Annotated in this window: 23 protein-coding genes and 1 pseudogene; 13 read left to right on the top strand and 11 right to left on the bottom strand. The window is 56.1% G+C overall.

All coding sequences use genetic code 11. From position 1 onward, the window contains the following. Together lolD and DK871_RS18945 are read left to right on the top strand one after the other, a co-directional pair. A complete protein-coding gene (gene lolD, locus DK871_RS18950) occupies window positions 1-684 on the top strand; it encodes a lipoprotein-releasing ABC transporter ATP-binding protein LolD (protein ID WP_019818240.1) in 684 nt (227 codons plus the stop codon). 60 nt (window positions 685-744) lie between these two features. After that, entirely contained in the window at window positions 745-1,989 is a 1,245-nt protein-coding gene (locus DK871_RS18945; RefSeq protein WP_161906272.1) for a lipoprotein-releasing ABC transporter permease subunit, read from the top strand. Window positions 1,990-2,408: 419 nt separating this feature from the next. On the opposite strand, the gene DK871_RS18940 is transcribed toward DK871_RS18945, so the two are convergent. Together DK871_RS18940 and DK871_RS18935 are read right to left on the bottom strand one after the other, a co-directional pair. Next, window positions 2,409-3,755 carry a heavy metal sensor histidine kinase gene (locus DK871_RS18940; RefSeq protein WP_161906271.1) on the bottom strand — a complete coding sequence of 449 codons (1,347 nt, stop codon included), beginning with the start codon at window positions 3,753-3,755 and terminating at the stop codon, window positions 2,409-2,411. Beyond that, window positions 3,752-4,432, bottom strand: a complete 681-nt coding sequence (locus DK871_RS18935; RefSeq protein WP_161906270.1) for a heavy metal response regulator transcription factor — start codon at window positions 4,430-4,432, stop codon at window positions 3,752-3,754. The genes DK871_RS18940 and DK871_RS18935 overlap by 4 nt, the downstream gene beginning before the upstream one ends. A 156-nt stretch (window positions 4,433-4,588) precedes the next feature. Between DK871_RS18935 and DK871_RS18930 the strand changes: the two genes are divergently transcribed. Continuing rightward, window positions 4,589-5,110, top strand: a complete 522-nt coding sequence (locus DK871_RS18930) for a plastocyanin/azurin family copper-binding protein (protein ID WP_161906269.1) — start codon at window positions 4,589-4,591, stop codon at window positions 5,108-5,110. 66 nt (window positions 5,111-5,176) lie between these two features. Beyond that, window positions 5,177-6,007: an NADPH-dependent 7-cyano-7-deazaguanine reductase QueF gene (gene queF / locus DK871_RS18925; RefSeq protein WP_032892832.1), complete on the top strand. Its 831-nt coding sequence runs from the start codon at window positions 5,177-5,179 to the stop codon at window positions 6,005-6,007. Between the two features lie 129 nt (window positions 6,008-6,136). Here queF and DK871_RS18920 read toward each other — a convergent pair whose 3' ends face one another. Then, a complete protein-coding gene (locus DK871_RS18920) occupies window positions 6,137-6,403 on the bottom strand; it encodes a DUF4404 family protein (protein WP_056791803.1) in 267 nt (88 codons plus the stop codon). Window positions 6,404-6,514: 111 nt separating this feature from the next. Then, the gene (locus DK871_RS18915) at window positions 6,515-7,123 is read right to left on the bottom strand and encodes an HAD family phosphatase (protein ID WP_161906268.1); all 609 of its coding nucleotides are present in this window, start codon (window positions 7,121-7,123) and stop codon (window positions 6,515-6,517) included. A gap of 195 nt (window positions 7,124-7,318) precedes the next feature. Here DK871_RS18915 and DK871_RS18910 point away from each other — a divergent pair, with 195 nt between their 5' ends. From DK871_RS18910 to rssC, 3 genes are all read left to right on the top strand, one after another. Beyond that, entirely contained in the window at window positions 7,319-8,008 is a 690-nt protein-coding gene (locus DK871_RS18910; RefSeq protein ID WP_032892828.1) for a VacJ family lipoprotein, read from the top strand. Window positions 8,009-8,340: 332 nt separating this feature from the next. Then, window positions 8,341-9,522, top strand: a complete 1,182-nt coding sequence (gene rssB / locus DK871_RS18905) for a two-component system response regulator RssB (RefSeq protein WP_014717527.1) — start codon at window positions 8,341-8,343, stop codon at window positions 9,520-9,522. Further along, a complete protein-coding gene (gene rssC / locus DK871_RS18900; protein WP_003172602.1) occupies window positions 9,522-10,004 on the top strand; it encodes an anti-sigma factor antagonist RssC in 483 nt (160 codons plus the stop codon). Before rssB ends, rssC begins: the two co-directional genes overlap by 1 nt. Window positions 10,005-10,195: 191 nt before the next feature. Here rssC and tal read toward each other — a convergent pair whose 3' ends face one another. Together tal and dusA are read right to left on the bottom strand one after the other, a co-directional pair. After that, the gene (tal, locus tag DK871_RS18895) at window positions 10,196-11,122 is read right to left on the bottom strand and encodes a transaldolase (RefSeq protein WP_019818234.1); all 927 of its coding nucleotides are present in this window, start codon (window positions 11,120-11,122) and stop codon (window positions 10,196-10,198) included. Between the two features lie 403 nt (window positions 11,123-11,525). Next, entirely contained in the window at window positions 11,526-12,521 is a 996-nt protein-coding gene (gene dusA, locus DK871_RS18890) for a tRNA dihydrouridine(20/20a) synthase DusA (RefSeq protein WP_161906267.1), read from the bottom strand. 335 nt (window positions 12,522-12,856) lie between these two features. Here dusA and DK871_RS18885 point away from each other — a divergent pair, with 335 nt between their 5' ends. Continuing rightward, window positions 12,857-13,816 carry a potassium channel family protein gene (locus tag DK871_RS18885; protein WP_161906266.1) on the top strand — a complete coding sequence of 320 codons (960 nt, stop codon included), beginning with the start codon at window positions 12,857-12,859 and terminating at the stop codon, window positions 13,814-13,816. Between the two features lie 446 nt (window positions 13,817-14,262). Here DK871_RS18885 and DK871_RS18880 read toward each other — a convergent pair. Continuing rightward, window positions 14,263-14,547 (bottom strand): annotated as a pseudogene (locus tag DK871_RS18880) (type II toxin-antitoxin system RelE/ParE family toxin). Then, on the bottom strand, window positions 14,537-14,779 hold the full coding sequence (locus DK871_RS18875) for a CopG family ribbon-helix-helix protein (protein WP_161906265.1): 243 nt from the start codon (window positions 14,777-14,779) through the stop codon (window positions 14,537-14,539). Before DK871_RS18875 ends, DK871_RS18880 begins: the two are co-directional and overlap by 11 nt. Between DK871_RS18875 and DK871_RS18870 the strand changes: the two genes are divergently transcribed. Beyond that, window positions 14,778-15,185, top strand: a complete 408-nt coding sequence (locus DK871_RS18870) for a hypothetical protein (RefSeq protein WP_161906264.1) — start codon at window positions 14,778-14,780, stop codon at window positions 15,183-15,185. The two genes, DK871_RS18875 and DK871_RS18870, sit on opposite strands and share 2 nt — an antisense overlap. Before the next feature lie 211 nt (window positions 15,186-15,396). Here the strand turns inward: DK871_RS18870 and DK871_RS18865 are convergent, their stop codons facing one another. Both DK871_RS18865 and DK871_RS18860 read right to left on the bottom strand, forming a co-directional pair. Beyond that, window positions 15,397-16,056, bottom strand: a complete 660-nt coding sequence (locus DK871_RS18865; RefSeq protein WP_161906263.1) for an HNH endonuclease — start codon at window positions 16,054-16,056, stop codon at window positions 15,397-15,399. After that, window positions 16,057-17,289, bottom strand: coding sequence for an AAA family ATPase (locus DK871_RS18860; RefSeq protein WP_161906262.1), 1,233 nt, complete (start codon window positions 17,287-17,289; stop codon window positions 16,057-16,059). A 949-nt stretch (window positions 17,290-18,238) separates the two neighbouring features. On the opposite strand from DK871_RS18860, the gene DK871_RS18855 reads away from it, so the two are divergent. The 3 genes from DK871_RS18855 to DK871_RS18845 all read left to right on the top strand — a co-directional run bounded on the left by DK871_RS18855 (window position 18,239) and on the right by DK871_RS18845 (window position 20,284). Beyond that, entirely contained in the window at window positions 18,239-18,604 is a 366-nt protein-coding gene (locus tag DK871_RS18855) for a DUF6124 family protein (protein ID WP_161906261.1), read from the top strand. Window positions 18,605-18,751: 147 nt separating this feature from the next. Continuing rightward, on the top strand, window positions 18,752-18,970 hold the full coding sequence (locus DK871_RS18850; protein WP_161906260.1) for a hypothetical protein: 219 nt from the start codon (window positions 18,752-18,754) through the stop codon (window positions 18,968-18,970). 372 nt (window positions 18,971-19,342) lie between these two features. Next, window positions 19,343-20,284, top strand: a complete 942-nt coding sequence (locus DK871_RS18845) for a transposase (protein WP_178116066.1) — start codon at window positions 19,343-19,345, stop codon at window positions 20,282-20,284. Window positions 20,285-20,817: 533 nt separating this feature from the next. Here DK871_RS18845 and DK871_RS18840 read toward each other — a convergent pair. After that, entirely contained in the window at window positions 20,818-22,005 is a 1,188-nt protein-coding gene (locus DK871_RS18840; protein ID WP_014717589.1) for an MFS transporter, read from the bottom strand. Between the two features lie 481 nt (window positions 22,006-22,486). Between DK871_RS18840 and mqo the strand changes: the two genes are divergently transcribed. Continuing rightward, the gene (gene mqo / locus DK871_RS18835) at window positions 22,487-24,133 is read left to right on the top strand and encodes a malate dehydrogenase (quinone) (protein WP_161906258.1); all 1,647 of its coding nucleotides are present in this window, start codon (window positions 22,487-22,489) and stop codon (window positions 24,131-24,133) included. Window positions 24,134-24,177 lie beyond the last annotated feature (44 nt).

Raw genomic sequence — 24,177 nt, 5'->3', positions numbered from 1 at the left:
ATGAGTGAAAAAGCAATCCTGAGCTGCCGCAACCTGGGCAAATCCTACGAGGAAGGCCCGGAATCGGTGGTGGTGCTGTCCAACCTGCAGCTTGAACTGCACCCTGGCGAGCGCGTGGCGATCGTCGGCAGTTCCGGTTCCGGCAAAAGTACCTTGCTCAACCTGTTGGGCGGCCTCGATACGCCGTCCCAGGGCAGCGTATGGCTGGCCGGTGAAGAGCTGTCGGCCTTGAATGAAAAGGCCCGTGGCCAACTGCGCAATCGCTCGTTGGGCTTTGTGTACCAGTTTCACCACTTGCTGCCGGAATTCACCGCCCTGGAAAACGTGTGCATGCCGCTGTTGATCGGCAAAACCGCAATTCCCGAAGCGCGCCAGCGTGCCACGGCCTTGCTTGAGCGCGTCGGCCTGGGCCATCGCCTGGAGCACAAGCCAGCGGAGTTGTCTGGCGGTGAGCGCCAGCGTGTGGCGATTGCCCGTGCCCTGGTGAACAACCCCGGCCTGGTGATGCTCGACGAGCCGACCGGTAACCTCGACTCCCACACCGCCCAGGGCATCAAGGACTTGATGCTGGAGTTGAGCACCCAGATGCGCACCGCGTTCCTGGTGGTCACCCATGACATGAGCATGGCCCGGCAGATGGACCGCGTACTGCATTTGCAGGAAGGTCATCTGGTCGCTATCTGACCTGTTGCAAGCCCGGTTTTTTGAGGTCGGGCTTTTTCATTTTTCCAACGGTGCCCGCGAATGTTCAGACCGTTATCGATTTTTATCGGCACGCGCTATACCCGCGCCAAGCGCCGCAACCGTTTTGTCTCATTTATCTCGATGACCTCGATGATCGGCCTCGCCCTGGGCGTACTGGCGATGATCGTGGTGCTTTCGGTGATGAACGGCTTTCAGCGTGAAATGAGCTCGCGCATCCTTGGCATGGTGCCCCACGCCACCCTCGTCGGCGTAAAGCCGATTGATGATTGGCAGCCAGTGGCCGCCGCCGCGATGAAGAATCCGCAAGTCACCGCCGCCGTGCCCTTTACCCAAATGGACGGCATGTTTTCCTACAAGGGCGCGATGCAGCCCATCGAGATCAGCGGCGTCGACCCGGCCCAGGAAGGCAAGGTGTCGATCGTGGCCCAGCACATCGTGCGCGGCAAACTCGATGACCTCAAACCTGGCGAATTCGGCGTGGTGGTCGGTGATATCACCGCGCGGCGCTTTCGCCTCAACGTGGGCGACAAGCTGACCTTGATCGTGCCGGAACTGAGCAGCGCGCCGGGCGGCATCACCCCGCGCATGCAGCGCCTGAACGTAGTGGGTATCTTCAAGGTCGGCGCCGAACTGGATGGCTCCATGGCCCTGATCCACATGGCCGACGCCGCGCAAATCCAGCATTGGCAGCCCAACCAGGTGCAAAGCGTGCGCCTGGCGGTGAAGGACCTGTATGCAGCGCCCAAAGTCTCGGCGGACATCGCCGCCAGCCTGGGCGCGGCTTACAAGCCGGATGACTGGACCCACACCCAGGGCAGCCTGTTCAGCGCGATGAAAATGGAAAAGACCATGATCGGCCTGCTGTTGCTGATGATCGTCGCCGTGGCCGCGTTCAACATCATCGCCACCTTGATCATGGTGGTGAACGACAAGGGCGCGGACATTGCCATCCTGCGCACCATCGGCGCCACGCCTCGGCAGATCATGGCGATCTTCATGGTGCAGGGCACCGTGATTGGCGTGGTCGGCACCTTGATCGGCGGCGTGCTGGGGGTGATTGCGGCGTTGAACGTGAGTGAGCTGGTGGGCTGGCTGGAGCGGGTGAGCGGGCAGCATATCTTCAGTTCGGATGTGTACTTTGTCAGCAACCTGCCTTCGGAGCTGCAAGGTGGGGATGTATTGCTGATTTGCTCGGCGGGGTTTGTGTTGAGCTTCTTGGCGACGATTTACCCGGCGTATCGGGCGGCGAAGATTGAGCCGGCGCACGCCCTCAGGTATTCGTAACCGTTAAGACCGCTATCGCAGGCAAGCCAGCTCCCACATTGTGACTGTATCCACAGCTCAAATTGTGGGAGCTGGCTTGCCTGCGAAGGCGGCCTGACAGTCAACACAGTGGGACCGTGTACATATCCATTGCTGCGGTAACGGCCACTTAGGGTTCCGCTCTGACAGCGGCTCACTTTTGAAAAGCCGGAATGCCGGCCCAGTCAAAAGTAAGCAAAACGCTCTTGCCCCACCACTCGGCACCTCGCTTGGGCTCGGTGTGCCCGTAATCCGCCAGCGTGGTTTAACGGGGCGCCTGAAATCAAGATCACAAGCAGATCAAGATCAAGAGCGGCTCGCTTCGCATCGTGGTTACCGTCTGCTACAGCCCAGAAAGTTGTGTAGATACCTATGCTGCGATAGGGCCGGCCCAGCTTGCATCAATCCCCCTTGGGCAACTCAATCACAAACCTTGTCCAGTCCGCCTGCGACTCACAATAAATCCTCCCGCCATGCGCCCGCACAATCGACTGGGTAATCGCCAACCCCAACCCCGCATGTTCGCTGCTGCCTGCACGCCTGGACGGATCGGCTCGGTAGAAACGGTCAAACAGCCGCGGCAATAACGGCGCAGGAATGCCTTCCCCGCTGTTCTCCACCGTCAGTGTTACGCCACTCTCGATCCGTACCCGCACTTCACCGCCCGGTGGGGTAAAGCGCAGCGCGTTATCCAGCAAGTTCGACAGGGCCCGGCGCAACATGCCGCGATCGCCCATCGTCTGGGCGCTGCCTTCGCGCACCAGCGTTACCTGCGCGTCCTCCGCCAGCAGGATAAAGAACTCCAACAGTGCGTCGACCTCATCGCCCAAATCCAGAGCTTCACGGCTGGGCATCAGCAAACCGTGGTCAGCTTTGGCCAGGTACAGCATGTCGTTGACCAGTTGCGCCATCCATTGCAGCTCTTCGAGGTTGCTGTGCAGTGCCTCGCGGTAATCCTCCAACGGGCGCGGCTGGGTGAGGATGACTTGGGTATGAGTCAGCAGGTTGGACAGTGGTGTGCGCAGTTCGTGGGCGATATCGGCGGAGAACGCAGACAAGCGCTGGAACGCATCATCGAGGCGCGCCAGCATGGCGTTGACGGCCTGGGCCAGTTCCGCCAGCTCCACCGGCATTTGTTCCTGGGGTAAGCGTTGCGTGAGGGAGTGGGCGGATACGCTGGCGGCCACTTCGCCCATACGCCGCAGCGGCCGCAAGCCACTGCGTGCGGCCCATGCGCCGAGCAGGGCGGTGGCCAGGGCCGAGAGGCTCACGGTCAGCCAGATCAAGCGTTGCATGCGTTGCAGAAAGTGCTGGTGGTGGGTGATGTCGAGGATCAGGGTCAGCTGTGGTGAATCCAGTTGGCTAGGCGTCAAGGGCGCGGTGAATACGCGGTAGTCGGTGCCTGCGTGTTGCAGGCTATGCAGGCCGGGTGCCTGGGGCAAGGGAAGAGTTGGCGCGCCGTCCAGCCAACGTTGACCCGCTCCGGTGATGCGCAAGGCGAGGTCGGGCTGGTGATCGAGTTCGGCGCGCAGCTTAGGGGCTCGCTGGGCGAGGTCTTCCGGTGAGGCGACACCCTGCAAGGTGCTGCGCAGGGCCACCAGTTTGCTTTCGAGCTGTTGCTGGTCCAGCTCCATGAAATGCGCCTCGCTGGCCCGGTTGAACAACACTCCGGCGATCAACGAGACCACCGCCGTGCAGGCGGCAAACAGCAGCGCCAGGCGGCTGGTCAGGGACAGGCGTTTGATCACGTGAACCGCTCTTCCAGCACGTAACCCATGCCGCGCACGGTGTGGATCAGTTTGTTGGGGAAATGGTCGTCGACCTTCAGGCGCAGGCGGCGAATGGCGACTTCGATGATGTTGGTGTCGCTGTCGAAATTCATGTCCCACACCTGGGAGGCGATCAGGGTCTTGGGCAGCACTTCGCCCTGGCGGCGCAGCAGTAGCTCCAGCAGGGCGAACTCCTTGGCGGTGAGGTCGATGCGCTGGCCGCTGCGCTCGACGCGGCGGCGGATCAAGTCCAGGCTCAGGTCCGCCAGTTGCAGCAGGGTGTCCTGCGGCGTGCTGCTGCCACGGCGCAGCAAGGTGCGCACCCGCGCCAGCAGTTCGGAAAAGGCGAAGGGTTTGACCAGGTAATCGTCGGCGCCCAACTCCAGGCCGTGTACCCGGTCTTCGACGGCATCGCGGGCGGTGAGGAACAGCACCGGGATGTCCAGGCCGGCACTGCGCACCGCCTGCAGGATTTGCCAGCCGTCGCGACCGGGCAGCATCACATCGAGGATCAACAAGTCATAGTCGCCCGTCAGCGCCAAGTGCTGGCCACTGGTGCCGTCAGCCACCAATTCGGTGATGAAGCCCGCCTCGGCCAGGCCCTGGCGCAGGTAATGACCGGTTTTGGGTTGGTCTTCGACGATCAGCAGTTTCATTCAGGGCTCTTGGTCAAGGTGGACGCCGGCCTTTATACCCTGGGCTTCAGGGTATGGGCACAAGCTGACAAAGTTGTAATCTAGCAGTCAGCTGGCTGGCAGCGAGGCCATCTTAAAGTGTTGCCCAAGCTGGATACCTATTGTGGAGAGTGAAAGATGGCGTTGCGTACACCCCTGTTATTGGCGGGCTGCCTGCTGGCGTTGAGTTTCAATGCGCTGGCGGATGCGGCTCACACCTACGCGTTCGGCCAGCCGGCCCCGGTGGATAAAGCCACGCGCACCGTTGAAGTCACGCTGCAGGACATCGCCTTTGAGCCCAAGTCCCTGGACGTCAAGGCCGGTGAAACCGTGCGCTTTGTACTGGTCAACAAGGGCAAGCTGCTGCATGAGTTCAACCTGGGCGACGCGGCCATGCATGCCGCCCACCAGAAAGAGATGTTGCAGATGCAAGCCAGTGGCATGCTCACCGCCACCGGCATGGGCAAGATGGACCACAGCGCCATGGGCCACGGCGATATGGGCGGCATGAAGCATGACGATCCCAACAGTGTGCTGGTGGAACCGGGCAAGACAGCCGAGCTGACCTGGACGTTCAAGCAGGCCACCGGCCTTGAGTTCGCCTGCAACCTGCCAGGGCATTACCAGGCAGGCATGGTCGGCAAACTGACCGTTGAGTGAGGCGTTTGTTAAGGGCGGGGGCAAAGGCTGGTAGACTGGCGCGGTTTATTTAGCCAGGTTTCCGCCATGCATCCCGCAGCCGAACATTCGCCGCTGGGCAAGTCCAGTGAATACATCAGCACCTACACGCCTTCGTTGCTGTTCCCGATTCCACGCGCCGCCAAGTGGGCCGAGCTGGGCCTGAGCGCCGAGACCCTGCCGTACAAGGGCGTGGATTTCTGGAACTGCTTCGAGCTGTCCTGGTTGTTGCCGTCGGGCAAGCCGGTGGTGGCCATCGGTGAATTCAGCATTCCAGCCGATTCGCCGAACATCATCGAGTCCAAGTCGTTCAAGCTGTACCTCAACTCGTTGAACCAGACCGCGTTTGCCGACACGCAAAGCCTTGAAGCCACCCTGCGCACCGACCTCAGCTTAGCGGCCGGCAAGCCCGTGAACGTGCGCATTCGCAGCCTGGCCGATATCGAGGCCGAAGGCGTGATGGCATTGCCCGGTGTGTGCATTGACGACCTGGATATCAACGTCAGCAGCTACGAGCACCCGCGCCCGGAACTGCTGCGTTGCGATGATTCGCGCGTGGTGGAGGAGAGCGTGCACAGCCACCTGCTCAAATCCAACTGCCCGGTGACCAGCCAGCCGGATTGGGGCAGTGTGGTGGTGGAATACCGTGGTGCGGCGTTGGATCACGCCAGCCTGCTGGAATATATCGTCAGCTTTCGCCAGCACTCGGACTTTCATGAGCAGTGTGTGGAGCGGATCTTCCTGGACTTGCAGCGCTTGCTCAAGCCAGAGAAGTTGACGGTGTATGCGCGGTATGTGCGCCGGGGTGGGTTGGACATCAACCCGTACCGCAGCACTGAGAACACCCAGTTCCTGAACGTGCGTCTGGCGCGTCAGTAAACCTTCATACAAAAAACTGTGGGAGCTGGCTTGCCTGCGATAGCGGTGTATCAGTCACTTGATGAATGACTGAAAGATCGCAATCGCAGGCAAGCCAGCTCCCACATTTGGTTTTGTGTTTGGCTTGGGTTAGATGCCGATATTGGCCAGGGTGGTCATGATATTGCGCAAGGTCCCGGAAATGACTGGATGTTCAGCATCAAACTCTATGGCCGCTTGATTCACGTCGTCGGAAATACTGGGTGTCTGAGTCGCCGGTTCCAATTCAAGTTGCATTTCGAACTTGGCAATCAGCGCCTCCAGCGCTTCACGTTTCTCTACTGGCAGCGGCGGGTCCTGTTCCAACTGCCCGCGCAGGATCTCGACCTGTTCTTCCAGTTTTTTGCGATCAGGCATGACGTTCTTTCCTTTTATCGATAGGCACTGGCATAGACCGCGGCGCGCCGTGAAAGGTCTACGGGCTGACCTGTAGATTAATCCACTGGGGCCAACTGTGCATGATCTCGATCAGGGCTTCTCGCCCTTGAGCTGGCGCAGGCGGATGTCGGCTAGGCAGGTGCCGAGTTCGCCAAGGTGGTCGATCACCGAGTGCACGCCCAAGCCATAGAGTGCCACCGTGGCCTTGCCACGCTTGTGTTCGCGTTGTTGCTCTGTGAGCGCCTGCCATTGCTTGGGCGATAGGCCGCAGAGCGAACCGCAGGAGGCCAGGCCGATGGTCCACAAGCCGGCATTCAGGCCCGACTGCAGCAGGCGTGGTTCGCCGCTGACCAGTACGCAGCCTTCCAGGCGTTCGATGTTCAACTCCATCAGGGCTTGCCAGCAGGCGTGGGGCGCGGGCCAGCGAATGGAGGAGGGTGAGGCGGCCTTGAGCCAGCCAGGCAGGCCGGCGCACAGTGGCGTGGTCACGGCGGGAGGCAGTTCGTCCAGCCAGGCGCAGGGCACGCCCTGTTCTTTGAGGCTGCGCAGGATTTTCAGCGCGCCCGGCGTGGCCTCGGCGTCGGCGCAAGGTGAGTCGGTGCGCGCCAGGGAACCAAAATCCACCAGGCAGCCACTCAGGCCAAATAACACGGCGGTCAACGAGGGGGCGGCGGCGACGGCAATCTCGGCGTGTGGCATCTGAACGTCCCTGAAATAGCTGCAACGCTATCGGGGCGGCATGACAAGGGGATGACACCGTCGATATTTGTGGGAATTTTGTCCATTTTCCGTAAGACGATTCCAGGTAGCTGCCTAAATCGACACTTCCGTCATATACTGACAGCCTTATTCAGGGCATAGCGCCCATGACAGACCATTCAAGGAGCAAAAGCTATGCGCTGGAGCCAGTACTTCGCTCAGCTATCGGTGTGTGCCACCATCCTGTTGGCGCCTTTCGCTGCCCAAGCGGCCTCGGAAGATGACCCATGGGAAAGCGTCAACCGCCCCATCTTCACCTTCAACGACACCGTTGATACCTACGCCCTCAAGCCCCTCGCCCAGGGCTATCAGTTCGTCACCCCGCAATTTGTGCAGGACGGCGTTCACAACTTCTTCCGCAACATCGGTGATGTCGGCAACCTGGCCAACAACGTGCTGCAACTCAAGCCGCACAACGCAGGCGTCGACACCGCCCGCCTGTTGGTCAACACCACGTTTGGCGTACTGGGCTTCATCGACGTCGGCACCAAAATGGGGCTGCAGCGCAGCGATGAAGACTTCGGCCAAACCCTCGGCTACTGGGGCGTGGGCAGCGGCCCGTACGTGATGATCCCGTTGCTGGGCCCGAGCACCTTGCGTGATGCGCCGTCCAAATACGTCGACAGCTACACCCAGCCGTACCGCTACATGAACGACATCGGCTGGCGTAACAGCACCTTCGGCCTCAACGTCGTCGACGTGCGCGCCAGCCTGCTCGACAGCGAGAAGCTGATCAGCGGCGACAAGTACACCTTCATTCGTAACGCTTACCTGCAGAACCGCGAGTTCAAGGTCAAGGACGGCAAGGTCGTTGACGACTTTTAAGCCGTGACATCTTGAAACGAAAATAAGGCGACCTCTGCGGGTCGCCTTTTTTATGCCTGTCTAAACCTTACTTTGTGTTGTGGTCGAGGCGGTTCTTATAACTCCCGGTGATTTGCACGGCAAAGACGCCCGGCGACCATCGGCATGAGCTTGAAACCCCTCACGGATGGGAGTACCGTCTGCGCCTTAGAAGGGCACCTCTGCTTTACCGTTGTGCATGGGCTAAATCCCAATGCTTTGTAGGACAGAGAGGCTAGAAAGCGAATCCAGTACGTGAGCCCGGCCATTGCCGAGCCGCCTACGCCAACCTAATTCTGGCGCCGTTTGCCCACATGCAAAAAACCAGTGCCACGCTGCTGATAATCGATGACGACGAAGTAGTGCGCGCGAGCCTCGCGGCCTACTTGGAAGACAGTGGCTTCAGCGTCCTGCAGGCCAGTAATGGCCAACAGGGTCTCCAGGTATTCGAGCGCGACAAGCCCGACCTTGTGATCTGCGACCTGCGCATGCCCCAGATGGGCGGCCTGGAGCTGATTCGCCAGGTGACCGACCTTGCCCCGCAAACGCCGGTGATTGTCGTGTCCGGTGCCGGTGTCATGAACGATGCCGTTGAAGCCTTGCGCCTGGGCGCCGCCGATTACCTGATCAAGCCCCTGGAAGACCTGGCCGTGCTGGAGCACTCGGTGCGCCGCGCCCTGGACCGTGCACGCCTGCTCCTGGAAAACCAGCGCTACCGCGAAAAGCTCGAGACCGCCAACCGCGAACTCGAAGCCAGCCTGAACCTGCTGCAGGAAGACCAGAACGCCGGTCGCCAGGTGCAGATGAACATGCTGCCGGTGAGCCCCTGGACGATTGACGAATTCAAGTTTGCCCACCAGATCATCCCGTCGTTGTACCTGTCGGGTGATTTTGTCGACTATTTTCGTGTCGATGAGCGCCGTGTGGCGTTCTACCTGGCCGACGTTTCCGGCCACGGCGCGTCTTCAGCGTTTGTCACCGTGTTGTTGAAGTTCATGACCACACGGCTGTTGTTCGAGTCCAAGCGCAATGGCACCTTGCCGGAGTTCACCCCCTCCGAGGTGCTGGGCCACATCAACCGAGGCCTGATCAGCTGCAAGCTGGGCAAGCACGTGACGATGGTCGGCGGCGTGATCGACGAAGAAACCGGTCTTTTGACCTACAGTATTGGCGGTCACCTGCCGATGCCTGTTTTGTACACTCCTGACAGTGTGCGCTACCTGGAAGGGCGTGGCCTGCCCGTAGGCTTGTTTAACGAAGCCACCTACGAAGACCACATCCTGGAACTGCCGCCGACCTTCAGCTTGACGCTGATGTCTGACGGTATTCTGGACCTTCTTCCAGAGCCTACACTCAAAGAGAAAGAAGCCGCCTTGCCCCAAAAGGTCAAGTCGGCGGGCGGCAGCCTGGATGGCCTGCGGCAGGTTTTTGGATTGGCCACGCTAGGGGAGATGCCGGATGATATCGCCCTATTGGTGTTGAGCAGGAATCTTTGATGAGTACCGGAAGAATCCAATTCGCCGAGCAAGACGGGACCTTCGTCCTGAAGTTTGTCGGTGAAGTGCGCCTGACCTTGTGTTCGGCCCTGGATGCGACGATCGAGCGGATCTTCACAGCGCTGAACTTCTCGGCGATCGTGATCGACCTGACCGAAACACGCAGCATCGATAGCACCACCCTGGGCCTGTTGGCCAAGTTGTCCATTCTGTCGCGGCAGAAGGTCGGCCTGTTGCCGACCGTGGTCACCACCCACGAAGACATCACCCGTCTGTTGCAGTCCATGGGGTTTGATCAGGTGTTCAACATCGTTGACCGCCCGATCCCGTGCCCGGAGTGCCTTACCGACCTGCCGTCCCAGGACCAGTCCGAGGAAGTGGTGCGGGTCAAGGTGCTGGAAGCGCACAAGATCCTGATGGGCTTGAATGAGTCCAACCGCGAAGCCTTCCACGACCTCGTCAACGCCCTCGAGCGGCACTGACAGCTTCCCTGTTGAAACACATCCCCCTGTGGGAGCTGGCTTGCCTGCGATTGCGCCGTGTCAGTCGATGAAGTCTTGGCTGGCCCACCGCTATCGCAGGCAAGCCAGCTCCCACATCGGGCGGCGGTGACACCGAGGCAAAAAAAGGGCGGCACCCTCACAGGTGCCGCCCTTTTTGCCGCTATCTGCCTTTACAGCTTGGCCGACAACAACGCCTCCAGCTTCTCTTGGTCCCGAGCAAACTGACGAATCCCCTCCGCCAGCTTCTCAGTCGCCATCGCGTCCTCGTTGGACTCCCAACGGAACTGCGCTTCAGTCATATGCACCCGCGCTTCACCGGCATGCCCTGGCGCCAACTTGCGTTCAAGCTTGCCTTCATCGGCTGCCAGCTTCTCCAGCAGGTCCGGGCTGATGGTCAGGCGGTCACACCCGGCCAGCTCTTCGATCTGGCTGAGGTTACGGAAGCTCGCACCCATCACCACCGTCTTGTAGCCGTTAGCCTTGTAGTAGTTGTAGATGCGCGTCACCGACTGCACGCCCGGGTCATCGGAACCGGTGTAGTCGTTGCCGTTGGCCTTCTTGTACCAATCGTAGATACGGCCCACGAATGGCGAAATCAGAAACACACCCGCTTCGGCACAAGCCACGGCCTGGGCAAACGAGAACAGCAGCGTCAGGTTGGTCTGGATGCCTTCTTTTTCCAGCTTCTCGGCGGCGCGGATGCCTTCCCAGGTGGAGGCAATCTTGATCAGCACGCGGTCACGGCCAACGCCGGCTTTGTCGTACAGGTCGATCAGACGGTGCGCACGCTTGAGAATCGCGGCCTCGTCGAATGACAGACGCGCATCCACCTCAGTGGAAATACGGCCCGGCACTACTTTGAGAATTTCTTGGCCCACCGCCACCGCAAAGCGGTCACTGGCCAGGCCCACATCGCCGTTGCAATCCTGCACACACTCATCCAGCAGCTTGGCATAGCCAGGAATCGACGCAGCCTTGAGCAGCAGGGAAGGGTTGGTGGTCGCGTCTTGCGGCTTGAGCTTGGCGAGCGTGGAGAAATCGCCGGTATCGGCTACGACGGTGGTGAATTGCTTGAGTTGTTCCAGCTTGGAAGTCATGGGCGTGCTCTGTCCTGTGGGTCTAGTGACATTACCCGAGCGCTGGCAGGCGCTCAAGGGCGCAAATGCGTTAGGTCGTTTGCGAGGGCAATAACCTGGAAACAGCCGTTTGAATTACCGGCCGTGGTGCTCAATTGGAGGGCAAAATCGATGGCAGGTTCAACCTAACTGCCTGATAACCACCCCAATCAAACTGTGGGAGCTGGCTTGCCTGCGATGACGCCAGCCCGGCCCCTGACATTCACCTGACCCCCATCAGTCAAACTGTGGGAGCTGGCTTGCCTGCGATGACGCCAGTCCAGCCACTGACATTCACCTGACACACATCGCTCAAAACCGTGGGAGTGGGCTTGCTCGCGAAAGCAGCCTGTCAGCCCAAATACCACCACTGACACCCAACCCGTCACCGCCCCTCCAACAATTCCCCCGCATGATCCAGCAACGCCAACGGATCACTCGCCTTATGAATATCCACCGACAACAACTGCCGAAACTTGCGCGCCCCCGGGAAACCGGTCCCCAGCCCCAGAACATGGCGCGTAATGTGATGCATCGAGCCACCTGTCGCCAAGTGCTCGGCTATATACGGACGCAACTGCGCCAACGCCTCAGCGCGGGTGATCACAGGCGCGGTGCTGCCAAACAGCTGCTGATCCACCTCCGCCAGCAAATACGGATTGTGATAAGCCTCTCGCCCCAACATCACCCCATCAAACGTCTGCAAATGCTCTTGGCACTGCTCCAACGTCTTGATCCCGCCGTTGAGATTAATCTCCAACGCCGGAAAATCCCGCTTCAACTGCGCCGCCACGTCATAACGCAACGGCGGAATGTCCCGGTTCTCCTTGGGCGACAACCCCTCCAGAATCGCAATCCGCGCATGCACGGTAAAACTGGTGCAACCGGCATCCTTCACAGTCCCGACGAAATCACACAACTGGGCATAACTGTCCCGCCCATTGATGCCGATACGGTGCTTCACCGTCACCGGAATCGACACCGCATCGCGCATGGCCTTCACACAGTCCGCCACCAGGGCAGGGTGCGCCATGAGGATCGCGCCGATCATATTGTTCTGCACCCGGTCGCTGGGGCAACCGACGTTCAGGTTCACTTCGTCGTAACCGGCGGCCTCGGCCATACGGGCGCAGGCGGCCAGATCAGCCGGGACACTGCCGCCCAACTGGAGCGCCAGCGGGTGCTCGGCTTCGTTGTGGCACAGGAAGCGGTCGTGGTCGCCATGGAGGATAGCGCCGGTGGTGACCATCTCGGTGTAGAGCAGGGCGTGTTTGGAGAGCAGGCGTAGGAAGAACCGGCAGTGGCGGTCGGTCCAGTCCATCATGGGGGCGACGGAGAAGCGGCGTGAGAGGGCTTGCGGTGGAACTATGGCTGAAGGCATTGGAGTCTTGGATGGAGAATGCGAAGGGTGGGCAGTTTATCAGGAAAGGGTCAGAGGGGGCTGGGTGTTGATCGTGCGGCGCGGGAGACATATATTAAATAAATCGGTCCCCTTTTTCGCTAGTTTTCCTCTTGTCGGTGGTAAATGCCGTGAAGCCAACAGCGTCCACGAACGGGGTTCTGTTGGTGAAATAGGGCTGTTGGGAGGTGAGTAGCACTTTAGGGATAAATATTCCCTATGTCAAAGAATTGATTGTCGTAGCGGCCAAGCGTATTCTCTTTAGATATAGTTGTCTGAATAAATAAGGCTAACGCCACAAGGACGTAATTAAGAGAATGAAAATCACACGGAAGAGACCTTTATTTTACGGTGTCTCGTATTTAATCGTGATACTAATATTTACTGCGGTGTATTACTTTTTGTTTGGTTCTGATTTTAAGGAAATACCAAGGCTTCAAATAGTCCAATCTTTGTATTTTAGTATCGTAACCATCAGCACCCTAGGCTTTGGCGATATTGTCCCAAGGCAGGAGAGTCATGCTCTACTGTTAGCAATATGCTCCCAGGTAATGATTGGAGTAATATTGATCGGTTTGTTTTTGAATTCGCTTTCTCACAAGATGAGTGATTTAAAAGAGGCTGAGCTATCAGAAAGGCAAGAGCTTGTTAGGAAAGGAACGCTAAAAAAACAGCTTTCAATGTTGAAGCCAATAATTATGAATCATCTAGAGATAATTGCGGAAACGGTTAAGGTTACGTCTGTAGTATCCTCCGGTACGATTGAGATTCGTCCATCAGAATTGTTTAATCAATCTTTTATTGATCAGATGAGCGTGCAAAATTTTTATTCCTCGGAGACTAGGTATGGCGAAGGAGTTATGCTTTGGGCCAATTTTATCGATAATGAAAACAGGAGTTTCATTGATAAACTTGAAAGCTATTTGATTAAGTTTGGTGCGCATCTTCCAATTGATATCATCGAAAATATAAACTACATCCAGAATCACAATTATCTTCAAGCTGCTAAGGTTGTATTGAATTTATTAGGCGGTCCGCATGCGAATCAATTTCCAAGATTTTTGATGTTGTCCGTAGAGCACAGTTTGCATGACCTGCCCGATAAGCCGGACTCAATATCAAGTTACCATAAGTCATTGTTGTTGCTGATATCAACTGTTGATGGCTGCTTTCCGGAAAGTCCTATAATGATGAGGCTACATCTTACGAATGGTACCTATCCAAGAGTTGGATCGGGTATAGGTGAAGTTGTACGCTTCGGGACGCAAGCTATATAATTTATATCGGGAAGGTTAGAAAGGTCTGGGTACAAGTGTCATTTTTTGGTTTAGAGTGTGTAAAAATACTTCACCAAAACTGAATATTGCACCTCTATATGGGAGGTAAGAAAGATATTGGCTGCCCAGTCTATCTGGATTTTGCGTAGAAACGCTATTTTCAGTTCAGCATTGGGCTCCAATCCCGATGTAAAGCGTTTTTGATTCAGGGCATTCGATAGAGAATATTCATCCGGCATGGTTTCGACTCATTTCGAGAAAAGTAAAAGCATATACCGACAGTGCTGCTTTCAGGCAGGTATTTCAGCTTGCTTAGGAATTGCTACAAGCGAAGAAGTGTTAGCGGGTTGGCCTGTATCGTGGGGGCAACGCAGAAGCGGCGGGTGAGTGGGGCGGAGGTTATCAGGAACGGATCTTGGGGGCCAGAGAGGCAAGTTTTGCGCGCATTACCACTTCGAACGAGGACGTTGCCGTGTGTGGAATACGCCAAGGATCTGCAGTCGATCACCCTGCACTCTATACGGGATTAGATAGGACTAGTTGGGCGCTGCTCATTCGAGGGTATATTTCACTCGACCTTCGCGGTCCATGGAAGGAAACTGAGCCAGCCTATCGACGCTGGCGAAAATGATATCCGAGAAGTCGTCAGCGGCTTTTGGATTTTCGAGAGCGATATAGTTCGCTTCGTCTTCCAGATTTTTGATTGCTTTTTCAAACCACTCAACCCGCATTCCTGCTCCAACGCCTAGCGCGCATGGCTGCTACTTGGGCATCGATGGCGAATTTGCCTTGGTCGGCTTCCTTTACTGCCCGCTCGATTTGGGCGGTCAGCGTCTTCTCATGCTTGATGTAGTCGCGAAGAACATCCACCGCCAAGTAGCTTGCTGTCAGGCCGTTGGTTTTGGCTAGGTTGGCGAGAGAGTTGGACAGCTCTTCCGGCAGGTTTAGGGATATCCTAGTCATGGCGGCCTCGATGGTGGACGGTTGTGGGGCATTTTACGCCTTGGTGTGCTTGGCTGACTCAGCAGTCCGTGGTGAGTTGTATCTGGAAGTAAATTGCTTTTTCGCTGCCCACTCAAAATTAGGTATCGTGGTCTGGCTTCGATATCTGTCCATGAGTGACGCGGTTCACGTCATCGGTTTTCGTAGTGCCAACAAACGGGAGGTAAAAATTAAGACCAAGAAACCCATTCCTGAGAGGGTTGATACGGTGAACCCCGAATGGTCGGCTGAGGACTTTGCTAAGGCCAAACTAGCCAGTGAGGTGCTTAAGGGATTATTTGGCGAAGCTCAGGCGAAGAAAATGCTCAACCCAAGCAGGCGCGGGCAAGTCGGTAGCCACCATAGAGCGCGTCAATGTTCGTTTTGATGCTGACGATTCTAGGCTTGCGGGCTGGGCCGGCAAACGCAAATAAATGCCGCTTGGGCGGTTGGCTCAAGCATCACACGCCGGCTGAACTGATGGCCTAAGGCAATAAGCCGCGGATGATGCGGCTTTTTGCTGTCTTTTGCTTAGCTTTTCCTCCGCGAGTGTATAAATAAATCTGCCCCTTTTGTGCTGTGGTAATGTTTGAAGCTTTCTAGTCCATGTAATCACTCATCAGTTCCCCGAGTTCTATATCATCTAAGATGCACCATCGGATAAATGCAGAGTAAGGAGCTGACCTGTGAATGAGTTTTTGGATGCGCGCGAGGCTTAATTCTTTTTCTAAGTCAGTGGCGACGGGACTGTAATAACTGTTAATTTGATCAAGGAGGAGGTTGTATTGATCGAAAATTTTTCGGCGAAGGAATGCGCCGGATACTTTTTTATTAACAGTATGGTCACTATTATAGACACGGTCCAAGAGTTTTTGGCTTAATTCGACTTTCGGATCTGCGGATGTCGATAGTAACTGAACGGATTTGGCATATGGCGTGATTGGCGGTACATGTCTGATTGCTCGAAATACATCAAAATTGGTATCGCAGCAGTCTATGATGTCATCAAATTCTGCAAGCTTTATGTTGTTACATCGACTGCAAGCCAAATAAAGATTATTCCACTCGAATTTTTTATTTTCATTCCCCTTATGAGGGTGGAAGTGTTCTACATTTATATCGTGAGGCTCTTTTGTTTCACATATGTAGCATTTGTCAAAAAAAATCTTACACAGTGCTGAATATACGTCATCGCCATCATACTTTTGTTTTGCTGCAAGTGACTTGGGGGGCTGTGAAATTCGTATGGCGTTAAACATTCAAATTTCTTCCCTTTTGTGTTTGCTGATAGCCAGTCTGGCTTTTTTGATAAAAAACGCAGACTCACTATCTAAATGCTGTTCATGTTCGCCAATTTCTCGGACGTAGTGCTCTATCTTTCTAATGTCTAGGTCAGGAGACTGCATTAGCTCGCCTAAATCAACTATCATTTTCTGAAGGACTTCAGAAACTGGTGTGGTGTTGAATAATCCAGATAAAATGGATTCGTAAGAGTACATGGATAAATCTTCGATCTGCTCAAGAGTTGATAGATCATATATCACGGCGTCTCTGACGGAAGATACTACAAACGGAGAGTGCGTGGAAACTATGAATTGAATGTTTGGGAAGGATTTGGTTAAGAATGAAAGAATTTTACGTTGAAGAGAAACATGAAGATGGGCATCTATCTCGTCGATAAGTACTACGCCATAGATTTCATCAATTGTATTTCTGCTCAACTGAATTTTTGTGAGTAAGGTTGCGTAAATTGAAAAGATCGAAGAGAAGCCGGATGAGAGTTGCTGAAGGCTATATTGAGATTTACCCTCTTGCCTAATATAAAATGATTGAGACTCGTAAGCAAAATGTAGTTTTAAACTAGGGTCTTCAAATAGTTCCTGTAGGTCATTTTCGAGCTTTTCAAACCATGCTTTAATGAAATTTGCTTTGTCTAGGTTATTGCCTATATTAGGTGACTCCGCAAAAGCCTGAGCAGTTTTCTGGCTTACCAAGTATTCTTCAAAAAGTACTGATGAGTCAGAGGTTTTAACCGCTTCTTCCCTTAAAGCATCCGTGCTCTTAGATGAGTTGCAAGGTCTTATGCTAGCTTGGCGCGTGGCCTCAAACTTTAGCAGTACAGCGCTTTGCTGGTGATAGTCGATTGTGAATTTTTCAAAATTGTCGACTGTTATCGGTGGGGATTGTACTGTTTTAAGCTCCTGCTTAAAATTTTCCAAGGTGGTAACATAATGCTGGTAATTCGCCTCTGCTTTGCTAGTGGTTTTGACAATTTCGGTGTAAGAAGTTATGTTTTGCTCTAAGGTCGGAATGGAAGTGTTTTTGCGATTGATAATGCGCTTGGATAAACTTTCAAAAAGTCCGTTGATGAATTGTGTTTTGCCACAGCCATTTACTCCGGTGATTATAAGGTTTCTGTTTTTCAGGTCTATCGATGCCAGTTTTCCTGAGCTTGGTATTGTTGCATTTATTTGGCATACATTGTTGGGCATTAGCTTCTACCTAAATATTACTATGGGTTAAGTCGGGCAATATAGATCTGTTGGGCGACTATGCATTGGCTAAAGTATGTAAATTAATTTTACTAGCCAATAGTCATTTTTAACGTGATCCACTTCCTTCAAGCTGTAGCTCCATGTTTTTAGAGTTGTCAACGATAAGATTGCAATATGTCATGTCCTAAGTTGCTGAACCAGTGGTGAATTGACTCGTTGCTTTGGGGTTATAACCAATTGGCCGATATTTAGGTTCGGTCCACTCCCATCAGTCGAGCTAGGCCATGTTCTAAACGGCTCTGAACATTTTTACCTGGCTCTAAAAATGGCTAAATCTACAGAGTCATCCTCATCACTGACCCTTTCTAAGGCCGTCGTATTTTGATTAACCTGTACAGGGCGCTCGCTTGCCATTGCCGGTTACTCGTTTCGAGAGAAATTTAGCATAGCACTGGTTGTGTTAGAGACTGCTAAGTCAAGCACAAATGTTTGAGGACTTTTGCGACGAGAGAATGATGTTGGTATGGAATTGATACGAATGGCTAATGGCGGTGCTCCAGTGCCCTTCCAGTCAGCCCAGCAGGTATCTGAGTTCCAATCCATCATCAGTGCATCTGATACACCGATCTTTGTAGGCAGATCAAAACGTCTAAGAAATATCCCACGCTCTTCTCAGCTTGCCCCTCAGACCACCCCTAGCTAACCTCCTCAAGCCGCTGGCAATCCAGCGGCCGGATGTGGAAGTCCGACCTAGCTGAAGGCGCTCAATCGCCCATAAACACCTACCGGCGTTTTTTTACGTCTGTATGATTGCTTATGGCGGCTGTGCGCGGGGCACTTCGGTGCGCCGGGTCCTTTAGCCCTGGTCTTCCACACCTGCGTACAGCTGCCACCCCTCATGTGGAAGTGAGATAGGCAGTTCCTTAAACGCTAAAGGAGCTTCGCCATGTACAAGGTCACACCTAATCCGCCTTATGCTTCAAACGCTGCATCTTCTGATCCCAAGCTTCAAGCCGCAGCCCAGCGAGCAATCCATCATCACTTGCCCCCATCCGACGACGCTGCGCCCACCGAGCGCCCAAGCGACAACCTATTCATCGTCAACCCGTCCACCCACTCCGAAACCCTCCTGGCCAACGCCGCCGAAAACCTCGCATCCGCCAACGAAATGGCGGTCACCTTGGCGTTCGATCTCGACGACTCCCAGCGTGCCATCGCCCTGGGCATCCAGCAGTTAATCGAGTTGAGCTCGCTGCTCGTTGACCGAGCCCAGGAGCAGGTTGCGCCTGTAACCGCCTCAGTTAAAGCCTGACAACCAACCCTGCCGCCTTGCCCTAAGGCGGCAACCTGAACTTATGCTGTCTTCCAGCAAAGTTTCATAATTCCCTGCGCCGTTGAGGTCTACGATTCCCTGCGAGAGAGGACCCCAGCGCCTCCAGCCCATAGGGAACTGAAAACCATGATCTCGAACCTCGTCAAAGTCGTGATGATCACCGGCACGTTGTTGTTAAGCGCTTGTTCATCTTCACCCGCCGTGAGCAGTGACCCGTGCTTTTCAGGTGGATGCCAGGCGTTTGGTGACCATAGCCCCAACAAGGCCGCGGAGATGAATTTCGGTGGCAGTGGGCTGGGGAGTAGTTATGGGGAGTATGGTTCGGGGTTGTTGCATGATGATTGATGGGGTGGTGGGGCGAGAGTGTTTCGCTTGCTTTGCTGCTTTGCAAAGTGAGCAGCCGTTGGGGTGGAACGCTAAGTAGCCGTTGCCTGGGTAACGGATAGGTACGCGGTCTGATCCCGCATTTTCGTCGGCTGTCGGGCCGTCTTCGCGAGCAAGCCCGCTTGTATGCTAGGACTTGAAGGGAGGAGAAGGGACAAAGCCCGATTCTGACTGTTGACGCAGTACAGACCGTGGGAGATTTCGCCCCTCCTCCTTTCACCCAAGCGCCGATAAAGAATGCATCTGGCTATGACCGACGATAGGAACAAGCCTGCGCCTCTGGGTGAGCCCTTCAAGTGCTCAAAACCTTAGCCCGGAGGAAGCCCCATGGCAATGCCAGTTTCTGTCTCAAAGCCAATCGTAGGCGTCGATGTCGCTAAGAATGAACTGGTGATTTATCACGCTGAAGTCGATTTGTTAGAAACAATCCCAAACACCAAAGCCGCTATCAAAAAATGGCTGAAGGCCTTGTCCTGCAAAGTGGCCATCGCAATTGAAGCCACCAATATCTACCACTTGGAGTTTGCTGATCTAGCTCATGAAGCTGGTTGCGTGGTTTACATGGTTGGAGGTTATGAGCTCAAGCATTACCGCGAAAGCGTGAAGATCCGGGCCAAGACCGATGCTTTGGATGCCAAGTTGCTCGTCCGCTATTTGAGAAAGGAGGCAGACGAACTGCGTCCCTGGACACCTCCATCACCGCTGTATCGCCATCTTCTAAGCCTGTTTCGTCGGCGCGCAGCCTTGGTTCAGGCGCGCGTCAGCCTGACGCAAAGCTGGGCGAACGAGCCGCTTCTTAAGGCCTCGTTTGCCGAGCAGGTGAAGTCGATGCAGAGACTGGAAGGGTTAATCGAAAAAATGATCAGTGACTGCCTGAAAGAAGCAAGTTTACTGGGTCAGTTGAAGCGTTGCTTGAAAGTCGAAGGCATCGGTTTTTTGACTGGCGCGCGTTTGATTGCCACCTTCCAACGGGGAGAGTTCAGGAATTCGGACGCGTTTATCGCCTTTCTTGGTATGGATTTGCGCGTCAACAAGTCAGGACAGAAGGATGGTCGTCGTAGTTTAAGTAAGCGCGGCGACTCAGAAGCTCGGCGCCTGCTGCATAACGCAGCGATGGCGGCTAGCCGAACAGAGACATGGAAAGCGTTTTATCAAGCACAGAGGGCGCGAGGCTATAGCACCACACAGGCGCTGGTAATACTGGCCCGCAAGCTTGCTAGGGTGGTGTTCGCTCTGCTGAAAGGGCAAAGCGAATATCAGCCAAAAGTTGGTTGAGGGTTGCCCCTCAACCATAGAATCTCCCACAGTTGGAGCGTGGGAGTCTGGGATATAAGCGTCGGCTGTCAGGTCTTCACGGGAGCAAGCTCCCTCGCCACAGGTGCAGCGTCGTGCCGAAGTTATTTAGATATTTATGCTGCGATGGCGGTGGGTCAGTTAACTCATCTGTTACTGATATACCGCTATCGCAGGCAAGCCAGCTCCCACATTGGCCATGTATCGCTCGCAGAATCAGCGCCCGGCTCGGATCCCTGTGGGAGAGGGCTTGCTCGCGATGGCGGTGGGTCAGTTAATTCATCTGTCACTGATATACCGCTATCGCAGGCAAGCCAGCTCCCACAGTGGCCATGTAGCGCCCACAAAATCAGCGCCCGGCCCAGATCCCTGTGGGAGCGGGCTTGCTCGCGAAGGCGGCGTGTCAGTCACTGGATCTATAACTGAACCAATGCTTTCGTAGGCAAGCTCCACACATTGGATCTTCGTTGTGTGGAATATTGTGTTCGCGTAGCTGATCGGTATTAGGCGCGCCGTTAATGGCCGCCTTTCATACGCCGGGCGATCAGGTAGAGGCCCAGGCCCACCAGCGCTGTCGCTGCGCCGATGTAGCCGGTGCTGGTCCAGCCGAGGCCAGCTGTAATCGCCATCCCCCCAAACCACGGCCCCAGCGCATTCGCCAGGTTGAACGCCGCATGGTTCGATGCTGCCGCCAGGCTCGGCGCTTCATGCGCGATGTCCATCAAGCGAATCTGCAACGGCGCCGCCAACGCGACCATGGTGCCCACCAGCCCCATGCTCAGCAGCACGCCCCACAGCGAAGACGCGGCGAAGGGGAAGAACAGCAGCACGGCCATCGACCATACCAATATCAAGCCCACCGCCCGGAACTGCATGCGATCAAACAGTTTGCCACCGGCAATGTTGCCGATGATGCCGCCGACGCCAAACGCGGCGAGGCCGAAGGGGATCCACTGGGGCGAGACTTTGGTCACTTCCAGCATGGTCGGCGCCAGGTAGCTGAATACGCAGAACATGCCGGCAAAGCCAATCGCGCCGATGGAAAGGGCCATCCAGACCTGGGGTTTGGTGAAGGCGCGCAGTTCTTTGCGCGGGTCGCTGCGTTGTTCGTCGTGGCGGTGGGGTACGAATTGCCAGACCAGGGCGATGGTGAGCAGGGCGATCACGCTGACCAGGGCGAACGCCGAGCGCCAGCCCAGGTGTTGACCTAGGAAGGTGGCAATGGGGTTGCCGAGCAGCATGGCCAGGGTCAGGCCCATCATCACGCGGGCCACGGCGCCGGCGCGTTTGTCGGTGGGCACCATGCTGGAGGCGACCACGGCGGCGATGCCGAAGTAGGCGCCGTGGGGCAGGCCGCTGATAAAGCGGAAGGCCACCAGCGAGCCGAAGGTGGGGGTGAAGGCGGTGGCGAAGTTGCCCAGGGCGTACAGGCCCATCAGCAACAGCAGCATGTGTTTGCGCAGCAGCTTGGCGCCGAGGATGGCCAGCAGCGGGGCGCCGACCATCACGCCCAGGGCGTAGGCGCTGATGGCGTGACCCACCTGGGGTTCGCTCAGGCCCAGGTTCTGGGCGATGTCGGGCATCAGGCCCATGATGGCGAATTCGCCAGTGCCGATCGCGAAAGCGCCCACGGCCATGGCCGCTTCCATTTTGGCGGCGCTGCGCGCGGGCAGTACGTGCCCGGGTGTTTGCTGGATAGTCATGGGTAACTCTGTGTGGAGGGTGTGCACGAAGGACGTCGCCGATGCTACGCAAGCCGCGACGAAGGTGTCTAGAACCGCCATTTTCGGCAGAGTTCCACGCCTGTGACCGCAGGTCGCGGCTGCCAGGCTTGACAGGGGCGCATTAAAACCCGCGATTTAGGCCTGTCAATTGGCCAAACGGCGCATAAACGCTGTTTAGCGTGATATTCTGCGCGCCGTCTTGGGCTAGTCTTTCCCTGGTGCGTACACCCGTATACGTCCCAGCGGTTGGCTGTCGCCCAGGTAGCTGAAGCCAATAATGATAAGAAGTCAGCGCAGAAGGGACATAACAGTGAGGTCGATCCATCGGCCTTGTGTGCCCACCCTGCAGCCTTTATGTGACTGTGCAGACCCCGCGGTACGTTGCCTGACGTAGCGTGAACGAGGGTTACTCATGATCGGGGGCGGTAGGGCGGATGGCGTTTTATCATAGGTGCTACTGATGTTTAAAAAAGTAAACACTGCCCTGCTGGGGCTGGCTTTGTCGATGGGGATCACGTCCGTTCACGCGGAAGAGGCAAAGAAAGTCGATGTGCTGCTGATCGGCGGCGGCATCATGAGTGCAACCCTGGGTGTCTGGCTCAATGAGCTGGAACCGGGCTGGTCGATGGAGATGGTCGAGCGCCTCGATGGCGTGGCCGAAGAAAGCTCCAACGGCTGGAACAACGCCGGTACCGGTCACTCGGCCCTGGCTGAGCTGAACTACACCCCGGAAGACAAGAACGGCAACGTTGAGATCCCTAAAGCGGTCGAGATCAACGAAGCGTTCCAGATCTCCCGTCAGTTCTGGTCCTGGCAGGTTCAGCAGGGCGTGTTGAAGAACCCGCGTTCGTTCATCAATTCCACTCCGCACATGAGCTTTGTGTGGGGCGATGACAACATCAAGTTCCTGAAAAAACGCTACGAAGCCCTGAAGGCCAGCCCGCTGTTCGCTGGCATGCAGTATTCCGAAGACCCGGCGCAAATCGCCAAGTGGGTTCCGCTGATGATGGAAGGGCGTGATCCCAACCAGAAAATCGCGGCCACCTGGAGCCCGATCGGCACCGACGTGAACTTCGGCGAGATCACCCGTCAGTTCGTCGCTCACCTGCAAACCACGCCGAAGTTTGACTTGAAACTGTCGAGCGAAGTGCAGGACATCACCAAGAACGCCGACGGTTCGTGGCGTGTGAGCTACAAAAACCTCAAAGACGGCACCAAGACTGAAACCGACGCCAAGTTCGTGTTCATCGGCGCGGGCGGCGGTGCCCTGCACCTGCTGCAGAAGTCGGGCATTCCTGAAGGCAAGGAATACGCAGGCTTCCCGGTGGGTGGTTCGTTCCTGGTGACCGAGAACCCGACCATCGCCGAGCAGCACCTGGCGAAGGCCTACGGTAAGGCTTCGGTAGGTTCGCCACCGATGTCGGTTCCGCACCTGGACACCCGTGTGCTGGATGGCAAGCGCGTGATTCTGTTTGGCCCATTCGCGACCTTCTCCACCAAGTTCCTCAAAGAAGGCTCGTACCTGGACCTGCTGACCAGCACCACCACCCACAACATCTGGCCAATGACCAAAGTCGGTATTCGTGAATACCCACTGGTCGAGTACCTTGCCGGCCAACTGATGCTGTCCGATGACGACCGCTTCAAGGCGCTGCAAGAGTACTTCCCGAACGCCAAGCAATCGGACTGGCGCCTGTGGCAAGCCGGCCAGCGCGTGCAGATCATCAAGCGTGACGAAGAGCAAGGCGGCGTGCTGAAGCTGGGTACCGAAGTGGTCAGCTCTGCCGACAACACCATCGCCGGCCTGTTGGGTGCATCGCCAGGCGCGTCCACCGCGGCTCCGATCATGCTGACCGTGCTGCAAAAGGTGTTCAAGGACAAAGTAGCCAGCCCGGCCTGGCAGGAAAAACTGCACCAGATCGTGCCAAGCTACGGCACCAAGCTGAACGACAGCCCTGAAGCGGTTGCCAAGGAATGGGCCTACACCGCTGGTGTCCTGCAACTGACCCCGCCACCTGCGATCCCGCAGCTGGCTGCTCCACAGGCCACCGAGGCTGCCAAGCCTGCGGCTGAGCCAAGCAAGCCGGTTTCTGACCTGGCGCTGTAAGCCACACCCACGAAAAAGCCCGCTGAACCGGTGACGGTCAGCGG

Source organism: Pseudomonas sp. L13 (assembly GCF_009935965.1).
GTDB classification, from domain to species: domain Bacteria; phylum Pseudomonadota; class Gammaproteobacteria; order Pseudomonadales; family Pseudomonadaceae; genus Aquipseudomonas; species Aquipseudomonas lactis.
This window is presented reverse-complemented; position numbering and strand designations above follow the sequence as displayed.

Coding starts and splice junctions, on each gene's coding strand:
- lolD (WP_019818240.1), top strand. CDS start 1: ATGAGTGAAAAAGCAATCCTGAGCTGCCGCAACCTGGGCAAATCCTAC.
- DK871_RS18945 (WP_161906272.1), top strand. CDS start 745: ATGTTCAGACCGTTATCGATTTTTATCGGCACGCGCTATACCCGCGCC.
- DK871_RS18935 (WP_161906270.1), bottom strand. CDS start 4,432: ATGAAACTGCTGATCGTCGAAGACCAACCCAAAACCGGTCATTACCTG.
- DK871_RS18930 (WP_161906269.1), top strand. CDS start 4,589: ATGGCGTTGCGTACACCCCTGTTATTGGCGGGCTGCCTGCTGGCGTTG.
- queF (WP_032892832.1), top strand. CDS start 5,177: ATGCATCCCGCAGCCGAACATTCGCCGCTGGGCAAGTCCAGTGAATAC.
- DK871_RS18920 (WP_056791803.1), bottom strand. CDS start 6,403: ATGCCTGATCGCAAAAAACTGGAAGAACAGGTCGAGATCCTGCGCGGG.
- DK871_RS18915 (WP_161906268.1), bottom strand. CDS start 7,123: ATGCCACACGCCGAGATTGCCGTCGCCGCCGCCCCCTCGTTGACCGCC.
- DK871_RS18910 (WP_032892828.1), top strand. CDS start 7,319: ATGCGCTGGAGCCAGTACTTCGCTCAGCTATCGGTGTGTGCCACCATC.
- rssB (WP_014717527.1), top strand. CDS start 8,341: ATGCAAAAAACCAGTGCCACGCTGCTGATAATCGATGACGACGAAGTA.
- rssC (WP_003172602.1), top strand. CDS start 9,522: ATGAGTACCGGAAGAATCCAATTCGCCGAGCAAGACGGGACCTTCGTC.
- tal (WP_019818234.1), bottom strand. CDS start 11,122: ATGACTTCCAAGCTGGAACAACTCAAGCAATTCACCACCGTCGTAGCC.
- dusA (WP_161906267.1), bottom strand. CDS start 12,521: ATGCCTTCAGCCATAGTTCCACCGCAAGCCCTCTCACGCCGCTTCTCC.
- DK871_RS18885 (WP_161906266.1), top strand. CDS start 12,857: ATGAAAATCACACGGAAGAGACCTTTATTTTACGGTGTCTCGTATTTA.
- DK871_RS18870 (WP_161906264.1), top strand. CDS start 14,778: ATGGCGGCCTCGATGGTGGACGGTTGTGGGGCATTTTACGCCTTGGTG.
- DK871_RS18875 (WP_161906265.1), bottom strand. CDS start 14,779: ATGACTAGGATATCCCTAAACCTGCCGGAAGAGCTGTCCAACTCTCTC.
- DK871_RS18865 (WP_161906263.1), bottom strand. CDS start 16,056: ATGTTTAACGCCATACGAATTTCACAGCCCCCCAAGTCACTTGCAGCA.
- DK871_RS18860 (WP_161906262.1), bottom strand. CDS start 17,289: ATGCCCAACAATGTATGCCAAATAAATGCAACAATACCAAGCTCAGGA.
- DK871_RS18855 (WP_161906261.1), top strand. CDS start 18,239: ATGTACAAGGTCACACCTAATCCGCCTTATGCTTCAAACGCTGCATCT.
- DK871_RS18850 (WP_161906260.1), top strand. CDS start 18,752: ATGATCTCGAACCTCGTCAAAGTCGTGATGATCACCGGCACGTTGTTG.
- DK871_RS18845 (WP_178116066.1), top strand. CDS start 19,343: ATGCCAGTTTCTGTCTCAAAGCCAATCGTAGGCGTCGATGTCGCTAAG.
- DK871_RS18840 (WP_014717589.1), bottom strand. CDS start 22,005: ATGACTATCCAGCAAACACCCGGGCACGTACTGCCCGCGCGCAGCGCC.
- mqo (WP_161906258.1), top strand. CDS start 22,487: ATGTTTAAAAAAGTAAACACTGCCCTGCTGGGGCTGGCTTTGTCGATG.